Raw genomic sequence first — 15,108 nt, 5'->3', positions numbered from 1 at the left:
ACTGACCCAGATGCCTGTTTACCATGCTTGTACTCATGAAAACAGGCTCCTGTAAGGTCATTATAGCTCTATTTTTGCCACACGTAAACCGAAATGAGGTGAATTAAGTGCTGCAAAATCAATGTTTTGTAGAAATCACGAATTCACTTTGAAATTTTACCAATTCATCTTTTCATTTTTTACTGTTTTATTTATACTGTAGCATAAGCAGCAATACAGCAGGACATGCCTGTATTTTAGCTGTCCTGCTGTATATAGATATTGCATAGTCTATGATTTTGGCGTGAACATAAGCATTCCGTAAATTGCTGTCCCCTGTACCAAATCCTCAATGGATATGTACTCGTTTACAGTGTGGGCCTGTTTAATATCACCCGGTCCAAAGGTAATTGCCGGAGTCCCCAGGTATTGGGTCAACAGCCCCGCCTCCCCAGATGCGTCAAAAGCTTTCAGCACTGCTTCCTTCCCTGTAACTGATTTCACGCATTCTTTTATGCGTCCAATCCTCTCATGTGCTTCACTGCACAGTCCAGGAGGGCAATAAGTAGTAACATCCATCCGGCACCCGCACCCGCTCTCCTGCTCCACCTCCTTGAGCAGCCGGTTCAGCTCTCTTTGTGCGCTTACATCATCCTCTCCGTCAGTCAGTCTCCTGTCAATCATGACCTGGCAGGTTTCCGGAATCATATTCACCTTCCTACCTGCCTGAATCATGGTTATTTCCATGGAACTCCTACCCTGGTATTTCACATTTCTCCCATCCAGTATGGTTTGGTATCCATCCACCTTTTTCTGTAAAAGGGCGGCTGCGCGTATGGGGTTTATCCCATAATCGGGCTGTGCTGCATGGGCGCTCTTTCCCACAATCTCCACCCTGAAAGCCATGACTCCCCTGTGGCCCATAGCCAGTTCCAGTGAGGTGGGTTCCCCCACAATAATAAAATCCGAAACAATCGGATCTGTTAAAAAAGTCCGGACTCCCAGATTATGATTCTCCTCATCTATATCGAAAAACAGAAGTAGGTTCTCCAGGGGTACTATTTTTCCCTTTGCCGCCAGTTCTGCCAGATACAGCATGCATCCGATGCTTCCCTTCATGTCTGCACTACCTCTTCCATACAGCCGTCCCTTGCGGATCTGCGGCTCGTAGGGAGGTGAATCCCATCCATCCGTTCCAGCAGGCACCACATCCAAATGACCGCAATACATGATTTCCTGTTTCTCGATTCCGGGAATCCTGGCTAGTACATTGAACCTTCCATCCCCACAATCCTGTTTCCACGGTTTCAGCCCCAAATCATTCAGAAAACCATACACATACTGCGACATGCATTCATCACTTCCCGTAGGCACCTCACTTGGGCATGAGATACAGTCCGAAACAATTTGAACCAGTCTCTCCCTGTCAATCAAATTAATTATGCCATTCCTCATCCTTATCACCTAGCGGATATCGTAAACACTTCTCACCTTCAGGTGTTTTGCATTCCCTTCCAGTACAGTAAGTGTTACCGTCCCGGCCTCCATATCAAAAAAGTTATCACTCAGGACAAAATCTTCTATATGGGAATAAATTTCAACGGATTTTGCATACGCCTCTGCCTTAACAGTCACCTGATTCCCATCTAAAGTTACGGAGAGCATGGGATTCTGGAAATAATAATGTTTCGGTGCTGTAAATAACACGGTTCCCGATGAAAGGACATTCCCGCCAACAACAAACTCAAAATATAGATGATTTCTCCTGTAATCCATGTCACCAAAATCCATCTGCTCCAGCCACTCGCTGCTGAATGCTTCCACCTCTACTTCCTTCGCACCCTCCATCACAACTTTGCTATCAGGAGTCATTAATTTCCATCTGACTTCGCCAGATACAGCATTCCATGTTTCATTCGCAACACAGAGCCTTGCAGTATTTACCACTGCTCCCGGTTCCATGACAACAGAAGTCCTGGCTGTTGTCTCACATACCTCCTCACAGGATATCATCACCGGCGCAAAGAAACGGCGGGCGCAATAGTGCAGCGCCTTCAGTCTTCCAAAGTAATCTACCGATGACCAGGAAGCCACCGGCCATATATCGTTCAGCTGCCAATAGATGGCTCCCATGCACCGTCCCCTATTCCGTCTCCAATGCTCTACCCCATACCGGATGGCATCTGCCTGAAGGAGCTGCGAGGTATAAAGGAGGGTTTCAAAATCATTGGGATACAGATAGGTTTTGGACAGGTATTGAAGGATTTTTCCATTGGCCCCCTCATTTCTCTGGTGCATTTCCATTACTCTGGAGAAAATATTTCTGTCCGACTGCAATGTAAAGGATTCAACTGTCTTTAATGATGGAAAAGACTGAAAACCAAATTCAGACGCATATCTGAAAAAGTATTTCCGATACTCTGAAAAAGGAACCCCGCCATGCCATACTTCCCAGTAATGTACATCCCCGCGGTCAGGCGCATTGGGTTCATCAAAGGAACCGCCTGAGGAAGGGGAAGCCGGCCAGTAAAATGTATTTGGATCTTCTCGTTTCAGTATATGAGGTATGATATGCTCATACATACGGATATAAAATCCCCTTGTGATGTCATTTCCATCGTATTCTCCAACTTTTGCGAACATTTCCATCTCATTATTGCCGCACCATAACCCCAAAGAAGCATGATGCCTGATTCTGCGGATGTTATCCTCAAGCTCTCTGGTAATATTCTCTTCAAATGTGTCCGTAAGATGATAATTGGCGCAGCAGAACATAAAATCCTGCCAAACCACCAGCCCCAGTTCATCACAGATATCAAAGAACTCATCTGACGGATAATTTCCGCCTCCCCATACCCGGATGGCATTAAAATTTGCAAATTTGCATTTTTCCAAAAGCTTTCTTGTACGCTCCGGCGTAATCCGCTGAAATAGATTATCCTCAGGAATATAGTCAGCTCCCATTGCAAAGAACGTCTGTCCATTGACACAGTGTGCAAAACTCTCGCCCCACTGGTCCTTTTCCCGAACCACAGTCATGGTCCTCAGCCCGATTCTTCTAACCATGCTATCCACAACTACATCTTCCTGAAGCAGTTCTATAGTAACCTCATACAAAGGCTGGCTTCCCAGTCCATTGGGCCACCATAGCTGCGGATTCTCTATAGCAACCTCCGTCCTTCCGCCCTCATATATGATTTCCCCTTTCGGATTCTTGATTGTTACCTTTATATCTGCTTCTCCCGTATGTCTGATTCTGAATGACAGCCCTACTTCATCCCGTCCATGCTGCTGCTCAATATAGACATCCTGCAGGCGCGCATCTTCAAATGCCAGGATATTAATCTGATTCCATATCCCGGCATCAGGAAGTCTGGGACCCCAGTCCCATCCAAACATGCAGTGAGGTTTTCTCAGATGGGGAAATCCCCTCATTGCATGGCGTGATCCCCCCAAATGATAAGCCTTATCCTGCTCCTTAATATAATTGATCGGAGATGATATATGGATGACAAGTTCATTCCCATCCTCCCTAATCATATCCTTTATATCGAACTCCCATATCCTGTGGAAGTTATCTGCACTCCCGATTTTTGTTCCATTCAGATAAAGCTCACATAGGGTGTCAAGCCCATCACAATGCAGCAGGACATGGCTGCTCCTGCAGATTGTTTCCGGAACTTTAAACTTTTTCTTAAACATAAAATCCTGTTTCATGATTTCCAATGCACTTAATTCATTATCCCGGTAATATGGGTCTTCCATATATCCATTTTCAAGAAGAGCGGAATATACGGAACCGGGAACTGTGGCGGTCATATCGTGACCATCGGCATAGACTTGCCATATTCCTGCTAAACTGTAACTTTCCATTATAATCTCCTAACCTTTCACGGCACCAGACATCATGCCTTTGATGATATTCTTGCTAAATAACATATAGGTTACCAATGCCGGTGCGATTGCAATTGCCATTGCAGCCATCAGCATTGGGTAGTTGGTAGTATAAGAACCCTTAAATAGCGCCAGCCCCAAGGGAAGTGTCCTAAGCGTTTCCCTGGTAGTAAGAATCAATGCAAAGCTGAACTCGTTCCAGCAATAAAAAAATGCAATGATACCAGCCGCGGTCATAACCGGTTTCGCCATTGGCAGAACAATCCTGAACAGCCTCATATCAAAGGATGCACCGTCAATCGCTGCTGCCTCCTCCATTTCCCTGGGTATGCTGTGAATGTAATTCTCCATCAGATAAAGGGCAATGGGCATCTGAAAGGCCAGATAGGGGATTACCAAGGTAAACCTGTGGTCGTTGATGTGAAGCTTGGAAAAAATAATATAGATAGGTACCATCAGGGAATGGATGGGAATCAGCATTCCTATGAGGAATCCCCCATAAATCAGGTTTCTGAACCTGAAATCATACCTGGCCAGGAAATATCCAATCACAAAGCTGGTAACCAGAATAAGCATGACTGTTATCACGGAAATCATGACTGAGTTGAGCATATACTTAGGCATTGAACTTACTGTCAGCACCTTTTTGTAGTTATCCAGGGTGGGATTTACCGGCAATGCAATCACATTTGTGTCAAACTCCGCAGAAGTCTTGAGGGTAGAATATATGAGCCATATAATAGGAAAGACACAGGTAAAGGATATCAATATCACGAACAGATTCGCCGCTGCCTTCTTTAAGGCGGACAATACTTTATACACCGCTCTTTTCCCCCTTTCCACCTGCTATCCTCCTGCTGAGCAGGGTAATTAACAGGCTGATGATCAGGATTCCTATGGAAATGGCACTGCCATACCCCATTTTATATCTTACAAAAGAATTCTGATACGCATACAAAGACATTACCATGGTGGAGATGCCCGGTCCTCCTCCTGTCATTACATAAATATGGTCAAAGGTCTTCAGGTTTCCGGAAATACAAAGGGTAAGACACACAATCAATGTTCCGCGGATTAATGGAAGTGTAATGTATCTGGCCCGCTGAAATCCAGTGGCCCCGTCAATTTCAGCCATCTCTAAAACGCCCGGGTCAATGGATGATAGGCCGGACAGGATAATGACCAGATAATAGCCTATGTACTGCCATATGAGCGGCAGCGACACCAGAAACAGCGCCAGCTTCCTGTTGCTGAGCCAGGCCTGCTGTAAACTCTCCATGCCAAACACGCCAAGCAGCGTATTCAGCAATCCGTAATTGTAATCATAAATCATGGACCAGATAAAACCTATGACCACTGCTGAAAGCGTAACAGGAAAATAGCTTACCACCCTGTGGAACTGCTTCATCTTTACATATCTGGTATTCAGCAGCATTGCCATCAGAAAAGCGATTCCAATCTGTCCTACAATACAGATCATGGTAAGGACCAGATTATTCTTTAACGCCTGCCAAAACGTCTCATCATGGAGCAAGGTGACATAGTTTTGCAGACCCGCAAATGTTTTTTTAGGCCCGCCCATCCAATCAAACATACTGTAATACAGGGCGCCCAGCACGGGTACAAACACGGCAAATACATACAGCAATATACCTGGCAGCAAATATATGGCAAATTTAAACTTAGGAGGTCTTAAATTATTCATACCATCCTCTCCTTCCTTTATTTGAATGCTGCCCTAAGTCATGAAACCTGCGTAATCCGGCAGGTTTCATGCATTTGTTTCTGATGTTTAAATGCTCAGTTTGCATATTGGGCACATATGGTTTCATATTCCTGCTGAATCTTCCCAGCAGCAGTCTCTGGGTCTGTGGAGCCGCTCAGCAGTTCCACAAACTGGTCATTCATGGTAGCTATGACCGAGGCATTAATCCTTGCATCGTAAATCACGCATGTGTTCTCTGCATTTGCTACAAAATCCAGATATTTCTGATTGATGGTGCTGAATGTTGAGGGATCCTTTGCCACAGTGTCACAAGTACTTACCAACCCCACATCTGTCATTCTCTGTGATAAGGCCGGGCCGGACATATACATTGCCAGGTCTAAGGCCTTCTCAAGGGCCTCTCCCTCCAGTTTGCTGTTTACTCCTACAAACCAGCCGCAGCCGGCTGCAACCGCGTCAGGCTGTCCCTTTCCACCTTCCACTGCAGGTAATACTGCCAGTTCTATCTTATCCAGCATCTCCTGGTCTGCATTTGATGCCGTATACTCCACATTCCAGTATCCGTCAATGGTGGTGGCTGCCTTGCCTGACAAAAGCATGGCGGATGCCTCCTGGTTCCCAATGCTTTCATAATCAGGATTCAAGGCATTGGAATCTCCTATTTTACTGGTAAGTTCCAAAAATTTAACAAAATCCTCATCCGTAAAGCTGGCGGTCCCATCCATATCGATGATTGACTGGGTCCAATCAGATCCCGTATAGCGGTCTGCCAACGCCGAACACCAGGATGAATTGTACTGCCATTTGTCAAGATTTCCTAATGCAATGGTCTGTACGCCCATTTCCTGGAACTTGGGAACTGCTGCCAGAAGTTCATCCCAGGTTGCAGGGAAGCTGTCATACCCTGCCTGTTTCCATAAATCCTTATTGTAATACACAATAGTTGTGGCAGAATACTGCATGGGAGCGCCAATAATCTTCCCATCTTTTGTTGTCACACCATCAAACAGATAAAATTTATACTGGTCTTTCCATTGGCAGTTATTAACCGCATCCGTCATATCTGCCAGCAGGCCGCTGGCATTAAAATTTTCAACCCAGGACCCCTTCATGGTGAATACATCCGGAAGATCATCCGCTGCTGCCAGTGCCTGAAGTTTTGTCTCATAGTCATCATGCTGTACCTCGGTCACTTCCACCTGAACAGAATCCTTGTTATTTTCCGCCCACTCGAGAACTGTTTCCCTTGGCATTTTTCTTGTATTATCACCGCTGTCCGCCTCTTCTTTGGTGTATGCATGCATTATGGATAATTTTACCTTTTCCCCGCTTTCTGTCTTTTCTGCCGGCTCTTCTGTCTTTGCTGCAGCCACAGTGCCGGCAGCTGTTGTGTCAGCAGCTGTTGCCGATGTCCCGGCAGAACTTCCGCAAGCCGTTAAAAGCATTGCAACCGACAGTAAAGCAGCATACATTCTGAATGATTTCTTCATTTCCATAACCCTCCTTGTTTTTCAGTACTTATGATTGATATATCCATAGTAACAAAATAATCCTGGATATAAAACCGTGCTTTTTGTATGATTTATCTAATTATTTTATTGATTTTGTTGATTTTTAAATAGAATAGACGAAAGTAATATCCTGTTTTTTTGACTTTATCCTGCTTTTTTGTTATACTTATATGAATATACAAAGAAGGGACAGGATGCCGCATGAAATTAAATATCCGCCTGAAGCTGATTTTGATTTTTATTGTCATCTTCACCATCCCCATGGTAATCTCACAGATTGTGTTTGCCCGGTATGCTAAGAATTTTGCAAAAGACAGCACCACCACCCTGAATATACAGAACATACACTCCATTGGCATATCCTGTGATCAGACATTTAATTCCCTGTATGACTTTGGCCTATATGCCACTTTTGAAACCAATATCACCGGTTTTCTCACAACACCTCTGGACTCACCCGATTTTAACCAGAAAAAGATTAACGTACAGAATACCCTGGCTCTTCTCCCCTATTCAAATGAAAATATTGAAGGAATTGCAGTATGGGGCAAGGATGGCCAATATGTGAGAAGCGGGGAGCGTATCTACCTATCAGAAGATGAAATTGATACCTTAAATCAGAACAAAGGATATCCCCTATGGAATTTTGAATCAGATTCCAATGGAAACACCCAGATATATTTTGGGAGGCTCCTCAGGATTCCCACCAACCTGAAAGCTGAGATTGGGTATTTAAAAATCCGAATGAATATAAAAGCGCTGGATACCCTCTTTCCCCAAAAAGAACCCATTGATACAAATTACTATATCATGGACAGACATGGAAATCTGATATACCAGAATGGGGACACAGTACAGAAAGCAACAGATGTCTTAAACACCATGACCGCTGACCTGCTGGATACCTATAATGGAAGCTGCCTTTACCTGAAGGATTATGACTGCTATATAACGCCTTACTCACTATCCAATGCAGGCTGGTATCTGTTTGGCATCAGCAGCAATGGCTTTGAGAATTCGGTTCTGAACAGCCTGAATGCTACTTGGGGAATCTTTACCCTGTGCTGTACTGCAATCTGTCTTTTTCTGTCCTACGCATTTACTGCACTAATCGTATCCCCCTTAAAAAAGCTTGGGAATTCCATGGAACGCATTACCACAACCGAAGATTTTTCTACCCGGGCTGAAGTAACGGGACATGATGAAATTGCAACACTTGCCCTCCAGTTTAATGAGATGTGTGAAAAGCTTCAGATTTCTTATAATGAGGTGTATCTTAAAAATATAAAACTAAAGGATGCCCAGCTATCCATCCTCCAGTCACAGATTAATCCACACTTTTTATATAACACACTGGATACCATCTACTGGATGTCTGAGTTTAACATGACAAAAGATGTAAGCCAGATGGTATCCTCTCTGTCCAAACTCTTCCGCCTTTCCCTTGCCGGAGACGAAAATGACATGGTTCCCCTTTCATCGGAACTGGAGCATGTAAGTTGTTATCTCTACATACAGCAGGTACGACACCAGGAACAACTAAAATATGAAATTGATACCCAGGTAGAAGCATCCGACTATATGGTCATCAAATTAATTCTTCAGCCCCTTGTGGAAAATGCCATCCTGCACGGTATTGATGTGACCGGATCAGGCACCGTAAAAATCCACATTTTCTGCAGTGATGATTGTCTGATTTATGAAGTGCGGAATACCGGCACTGATGTTAATATTGATTCCATTCAGGAAATACTTAATAAGCCTATTTCCGCTGAGAAAGGAATCGGCATCCGCAACATTAATGACCGTATCCGTTTGAGACATGGCAATTCCTATGGAATCAGCTGCACAGTGGAATTTGGCGAGACCATCTTCAAGGTGACCATGCCCGTCATAAGAAAAGAGGAGGTGCCTTATGACAACACTGATGATTGTTGACGATGAAACCATTATACGAAGGGGAATCCACTTCCATATCAACTGGTCTTCCCATGATATCGAAGTTGTGGCAGAAGCTGTGAACGGTGAAGACGGACTACAAAAGGCCATCAAACATCATCCTGATATTATCATCTCTGATATCAGGATGCCGGTAATGAATGGCCTTATAATGGCAGAAAGAATCAAGGAACTGCTCCCTGATACAAAAATAATATTTATCAGCGGCTATGATGACAAAGAATACCTTCTGGGTGCCATCCGCAATGGTGCTGTGGATTTTGTGATGAAATCCGCTAATTCCAGCGATATCCTTCAGGCTGTTTTGAAATGCAAAGAGAAAATCGATACCGCCTTCCATGATGATGCAGTATCAGATACCTCTTCTTTGATGGAATACTGTTTCCAGAACATACGTGTCAATTTTATGGACGATATTATATCCGGTAAAATGGAAAGCGGACTGCTTCTTGAACAGGCCCAGCTTCTAGAGGTAAACCTGGCTGGTCCATACTACTTTCCTTTATTGCTTCATACAGAGAATGGAGAGGATGTAGACAGCTTGATTATGAGCCTGCTGTTTTCCTTTTCCGCCAGTTCTCCTTTTCTTGTGTGGAAAAAAGACGTGGGAATCATCGGAATCCTGAACCTTTCATCAAATTTAATTCCTTTAGACCAATGTGAGGCTGTCATGGATGGCTTTATCCAGAAACATGAAAAGGCCCAAATGCTTATTTCACATAGGGCTGGAACAATTGAAGATCTGCCTTATCTGCTGGGCCGCCTGGTCAGGTCAAAAGAACACCTATGCTGGCATGCAGGTGAAAAACTAATTTTGTTGAGTGAAGCTCCTCCCGAGAAGGTGAATCTGGACCTCCTCATGACGCTGGAACAGGAAATCTTACATTCCTTTTCAATACATAATTACATTGATGTATTTGGAAAACTGGAGCAATTTTTTTCCTTTTTCCAGCAGCGCCAAGTTCCCTTTTGCCAATACAGGGCATCTATGGAACGGATTACAATCGGTATATTCAGTGTATCAGGCAAATATGAACAGGCCCTTCCATATTTAAGTACTATCCGTGAGTGTAATGATGCAACCTTGATTTTTCAAAAGGTGAATGAGATGATTCAGAATTTCAGTCCGGAGATTCCCCATAATTCCATCGTAAAAATGGCCCTCCAATATATTGACACCCATTATAGTGAACAGATTTCCCTAAATGCAATTGCCCGGCACTGCTGTGTGACTCCTTCCTATATCAGCAAAATATTTAAGAACAATATCAACATCGGGATTGTACAATATATACACAACCTTCGTATAGAAAAGGCGAAGGAGCTGCTTCTCAACTCCGATTTAAAAGTCTCGGAGATTGCCTCCAAAGTAGGGTACATGGAGTATAAACGTTTTTCCTCCTATTTTCTAAAAATTACGGGTATGAGTCCAAGGGAATATAAGATATCCCAACAGAACCGCCTGTGAGTTTTGGCATCATATAGACTTGTTTCATCCTCTTATATTCATATATATCCAGAATCAGGTCTATCAGTTTCAATTTAACCGGCCCTCTGATTACAAGGGCCGGTACCAGTTTTCCCAAACCTTAAATATGGCATAGACCACCCTCATCCTGCCCTCCATCAGTTTCAGGAAATATTCCACTCTATGCAATTAGTTTTATCTTCTTATACCGAATTCACCATAAGACCCTCTCTATTCATTTAGAACTATTTCTTGCCATCTTTCATCATCCATCAAAAAGCCATAGCTTTCTTCATCCTGGAAGCATTTTAATAAATTGCCTTTCAGTTCGGCCAGGAACTCCTCTCTCATCCCCTTAAATTCCATATGCCGGTAAAGAGGCGATTTATTAAAGCTGCCTATCTGTCCTATGCTTGAAAGCATTTCTTTCATTGTTGAAATTACCGTATCTGCATCTTGTTCCATTGTTGCAATATCAAGCCTGGAAAACACTTCATAATATTTCCCCATATCAAAGCACCTTGCCAGTTCTTCCTGCTTCTTAACCAGCATATGCGCCTGGTCCATCTCCTTTTGAATGACTGCCAGCATATACATTCCGTGGAGCGCCCCGCTTGCCAGCTGATAATATGAGAAAAGAAGTTCCTCATAGACTTTATATGCCTCGGGGATACGGTTTGTCTTACTGTAAATCTGCGCCTGTTTCATTTTCCTTACCGGATCCTGCACGGAGAAATATTTCAGACATTCCTCCGCCTTATCATATCTCTTTTTTCGCAAATAGAAGCCTGATAATGCATCGGCCCCACGGCGGCGGATTATTTCATCATTACTTTCCAGCCCACGGATATACAGGGAACAGATATATTCATCATATTCATCTGCATCAGACAGCTCCTGCAGGATACGCTGCGCATCCAATATTACTGCCAGCTGAAAACCCAGCTGTTCACAGTTCGGATACTGTTCCAGTTTCTTCTTTACCCACAGAAACACCTCATTGTAAGGTTTTTCCTTTAGCATGGAATCCACTTCACAAACAAGCGCTTCTATTTCCTCTGCTGTCAGTTCATCACAAAATGACAATAAAATATCTGTTGTAATGCCCAATAGCCTGGCAATAGGTGCTAACAGCGTGATATCCGGCATAGAAACTCCATTTTCCCACTTATTGACCGCCGGCGCAGTTACACCAAGCCGGCCCGCCATCTCTTCCTGTGTCATACATTTACTTTTCCGGTGTTTACGGATTACCTGCCCTAACTGCATATCGTATGCCTCCTGTTTTTTGCATTGGCCTTTGCTGATTTAATAATAGCAGACAGATACAGTCATTCACAACTGAACAGGCGTTAAGTATCTTTCAAAAAAATGAACCAGCGCTCATACCGCTTCCATCTATTGTACCATTTAATACTTAGGGGTAATTATATAAAACCAGATAATAGAGTAGAGAAATAATTGCTAAGAATTATTTCCCTCTCGTTGGACCGCACATACGGGTCTCGTATACGGCTCTACAACTTATATTCCAACTTATCTTAGATAATAATTTAAAGGATTGAGCAAACCGGCTCCGTCCTTTATTTTTGTTTCAAGCACCATTGGACTAATGATAAAATTAACTATATTCATCCCACTCTGTCTGTACCATCCAAGGCTTGAGTTTGCAACTTTATAGATTGATTCATGGTCAAATTTACATTTATATTTTCTATTCATGCAACATAGATTTTTATAAATGGTCTTGGACGTTTTCCATTGTTTCATTACAATCACTCGAATTTTATGCCTCAGCCATTGACCGAAATCATCCATAAAACCTTTCATCATTCCGATTCGGAAATAGTTAATCCAACCTCTTACAATCTCATTCACCCGCTTAATTGTTGCCACAAGTGGCCGAGCAATTGCTTTACTTCTTTTGAGGTATTCACTTAATTTCTGTTTTAACTTCTTTTTCTTTTCTGTGGTTGGCTTGACTTTCCACTCCCCACTATTTTTCAGAAATGTAAACCCTAGATATTTACTTCTCGTTGGTCTGACTACTTTTGTCTTGGTTGCATTTACCTTTAGAAACAGTTTCCTTTCTATCCAATCTGTAATGGATTCCATTACCCTATTGGCTGCCATTTCACTTTTCGTAAATACCATTGTGTCATCAGCATACCTTGTAAAACGTAGTCCTCTCTGTTCTAGTTCCTTATCTAACTTATCAAGATATGCATTAGATAGTACGACTGAAAGTGGACCTCCTTGCGGCACACCAGTCATTGTTGCCTGTTCCAGCCCTTTCTCCATTACTCCCGCTTTCAGATATTTCCGAATCAGGTTCAATGTGGTACTGTCGTTTATTTGTTCTCTAAGAATCTGAATCAGTTTGTCATGGTTTACTTTATCAAAGAATTGCTCTATATCAATGTCTATTACCCACTCATATCCCTCGTTCAGATACTCCAATGCTTGTTTTATGGTATCATGACAGCTTCTTTTTGGTCTGAAACCATAGCTAAAGTCACTGAATATTTCTTCGTATATTTCTATAACAGGCTGAGCGACAGCTTGTTGTATCACTCTATCTAAGACCGTTGGAATCCCTAGTGGTCTCTGCTTTCCATTATCTTTTGGGATATAAACTCTACGCACTGGCTTTGGCATGTATGTTCGGTTTTTAATTGACTGAATGATTCTGTCTTTATTTTCCTTGATATACTCACCAAGTTCCTCGACTTTCATTCCATCTACTCCACCTTCGCCTTTGTTCGCCACTACTTTCTTATAGGTACTGTTTAGATTTTCCTTTGATGTAATCACATCCATTAATTCCATTGTTGTTACTCCTCTAGTTATCACAAAATTTATGCATATCATCCCTCTCGATATCAATGGTATTCCCCGGCTTACGTTCCTACTTTTCCCATCCATCTGATTTCTGACTGATGCATGATTTCTTAATAACGATTTGTACTATAAATCGTTTCAGTCCTTCGGCTTTCACCTACTATGACATCATCTGACTCCCACCCTAAACCTTTTTCGACCACATCTATTGATGTGTGGGTAGGGCCCTCCCAAGGGTAAGGCACTAATCTTTCGTTCCACAACCTCTTGATTTACAACTTTGGTTATACGTTTACCTTTTGGGCTTCGGTTTGTGTTGCAACCTTACCCACCTCATTGCCTTATCAAGTTTCTGTTCGTAGGCTCAAGAACTTTGCTACACCACTTCCTTCATCCATACCATTACTGATACCAACTTGTGGTTCGCTACACTTGGCGGTAAATACCCGTGGCTAGACTTTCACTAGCTAGATTAGTGCCATGCCTGGCACACAACAAAGGGAAAGGCCCAGAAAGATGGCTTTGCCCTTCGTAACTATCAACTTATCTTATTTCAGTTTTTTGAGTTTACACAAACAATGAAACGGTCTCGATTGAAGCACTTAGTACCATTCTTTGGGGATTTACTTCTAAAAATTGTGTGAATATTTTAAATAATTTTTTCCCTAAAGAAATGTAACACACAAAATATTAGTTTCATTTCATTTTCATTAAGTAAGTTACTACTGACACTCAACTGTATGATAAAATTGTCAGTTAAACGATATTGATTTTAATAAATACTTTAGACTGTCCATGTCAATTTTATATTTTAGAGTAAATCCGATTATTGGCTCATCTCTATTACTCTCGTTATGTAGCAACTGTAACTTGGCTAAACATGCCTCTTTTTCTTTAGCTGCTGCTTCACTATCACCTTCTAGCTGATATTGAGTTAGCGCATAATAGGCTTTTTGTTCTGTTTGAGATATAAAGTGAGAAAATTGACATTCGTAGGCAATTATTGTAAATATAAAAGAAAAAGCAATCAGCAAAAGTGCTTTTTTAATACATTTCAGATGTTTTCTTACTTGTGGTACAATAATAGTTATAATACCCAATATAAATAAAAACTCAAATAAACTCACAGCATTATAAAAATTTGAAGTAAATGTGTCATATTGAAATGCGTCTCCTGTTTCTGCGAGCTGCTGAATTTTATTATATAACTCTATAAACGGAAGATTTGGACAGTAGCTCCAAATGCTAGAAATAATATCATCATTTATCGTAAGTAATATTTGATCCCCTCTGAAGTAATACGTTATAGGAATTAGATTTGCAACAAAATGAACTATTTTCTGTGTAGCATATATCAAAACTAAAACTATTACCAAAACCAAAAGACTAGACGACTTCAAATATTCTATTAATTGTTTTTCAAAGGTTGAAAGCGGTAAATATATACCTTTTCTTCTTCTAAAAACTATATTGTCGCGCTTTACAAATAAATTTTTTTTAACATGATTCCATAATTCTTTGCCTACCAGAAAATAAACCACTAAAGTTATTATCAAAAATTCAATAAAGGGCCAAAAGAATATGTTCCAAATACTAGCAATATTGTTTCCCACCTCAAAGACTTCCATAATATATTTTCCTCCTAGTGTAATAACTAGTTGTTATTAGCAGTTTAGTTATGTGAAGTATCCTTTTTATGAAAGCACAATTTTAGGATAAAGAGACTTCAA

General features: G+C 41.9%; 10 protein-coding genes. 2 read left to right on the top strand and 8 right to left on the bottom strand.

What is annotated here, in order from left to right; all coding sequences use genetic code 11:
* Positions 1–270: 270 nt before the first annotated feature.
* The 5 genes from LK536_RS58095 to LK536_RS58075 all read right to left on the bottom strand — a co-directional run bounded on the left by LK536_RS58095 (position 271) and on the right by LK536_RS58075 (position 7,089).
* A complete protein-coding gene (locus tag LK536_RS58095) occupies positions 271–1,434 on the bottom strand; it encodes an ArgE/DapE family deacylase (protein ID WP_506092282.1) in 1,164 nt (387 codons plus the stop codon).
* A 9-nt stretch (positions 1,435–1,443) separates the two neighbouring features.
* On the bottom strand, positions 1,444–3,852 hold the full coding sequence (locus LK536_RS58090) for a beta-mannosidase (protein WP_025484990.1): 2,409 nt from the start codon (positions 3,850–3,852) through the stop codon (positions 1,444–1,446).
* A 9-nt stretch (positions 3,853–3,861) separates the two neighbouring features.
* The gene (locus LK536_RS58085; RefSeq protein WP_025484989.1) at positions 3,862–4,695 is read right to left on the bottom strand and encodes a carbohydrate ABC transporter permease; all 834 of its coding nucleotides are present in this window, start codon (positions 4,693–4,695) and stop codon (positions 3,862–3,864) included.
* The gene (locus LK536_RS58080) at positions 4,688–5,578 is read right to left on the bottom strand and encodes a carbohydrate ABC transporter permease (protein ID WP_025484988.1); all 891 of its coding nucleotides are present in this window, start codon (positions 5,576–5,578) and stop codon (positions 4,688–4,690) included. The genes LK536_RS58085 and LK536_RS58080 overlap by 8 nt, the downstream gene beginning before the upstream one ends.
* A 95-nt stretch (positions 5,579–5,673) precedes the next feature.
* Positions 5,674–7,089, bottom strand: a complete 1,416-nt coding sequence (locus LK536_RS58075; RefSeq protein WP_506092281.1) for an extracellular solute-binding protein — start codon at positions 7,087–7,089, stop codon at positions 5,674–5,676.
* Between the two features lie 222 nt (positions 7,090–7,311).
* Between LK536_RS58075 and LK536_RS58070 the strand changes: the two genes are divergently transcribed.
* Both LK536_RS58070 and LK536_RS58065 read left to right on the top strand, forming a co-directional pair.
* Positions 7,312–9,048: a histidine kinase gene (locus LK536_RS58070; RefSeq protein ID WP_506092280.1), complete on the top strand. Its 1,737-nt coding sequence runs from the start codon at positions 7,312–7,314 to the stop codon at positions 9,046–9,048.
* The gene (locus LK536_RS58065) at positions 9,026–10,537 is read left to right on the top strand and encodes a response regulator (RefSeq protein WP_025484984.1); all 1,512 of its coding nucleotides are present in this window, start codon (positions 9,026–9,028) and stop codon (positions 10,535–10,537) included. The genes LK536_RS58070 and LK536_RS58065 overlap by 23 nt, the downstream gene beginning before the upstream one ends.
* A 231-nt stretch (positions 10,538–10,768) precedes the next feature.
* Here LK536_RS58065 and LK536_RS58060 read toward each other — a convergent pair whose 3' ends face one another.
* The 3 genes from LK536_RS58060 to LK536_RS58050 all read right to left on the bottom strand — a co-directional run bounded on the left by LK536_RS58060 (position 10,769) and on the right by LK536_RS58050 (position 15,006).
* Positions 10,769–11,806 carry a helix-turn-helix domain-containing protein gene (locus tag LK536_RS58060; RefSeq protein WP_506092279.1) on the bottom strand — a complete coding sequence of 346 codons (1,038 nt, stop codon included), beginning with the start codon at positions 11,804–11,806 and terminating at the stop codon, positions 10,769–10,771.
* 267 nt (positions 11,807–12,073) lie between these two features.
* The gene (gene ltrA / locus LK536_RS58055) at positions 12,074–13,366 is read right to left on the bottom strand and encodes a group II intron reverse transcriptase/maturase (RefSeq protein ID WP_506092278.1); all 1,293 of its coding nucleotides are present in this window, start codon (positions 13,364–13,366) and stop codon (positions 12,074–12,076) included.
* Positions 13,367–14,130: 764 nt separating this feature from the next.
* Positions 14,131–15,006 carry a hypothetical protein gene (locus LK536_RS58050; RefSeq protein WP_506092277.1) on the bottom strand — a complete coding sequence of 292 codons (876 nt, stop codon included), beginning with the start codon at positions 15,004–15,006 and terminating at the stop codon, positions 14,131–14,133.
* Between the last annotated feature and the right edge of the window lie 102 nt (positions 15,007–15,108).

This window comes from Clostridium pacaense (assembly GCF_020709765.2).
GTDB classification, from domain to species: Bacteria; Bacillota; Clostridia; order Lachnospirales; family Lachnospiraceae; genus Enterocloster; species Enterocloster hominis.
The sequence above is the reverse complement of the archived record's forward strand: the minus strand, read 5'-3'. Positions and strand labels throughout refer to the sequence as shown.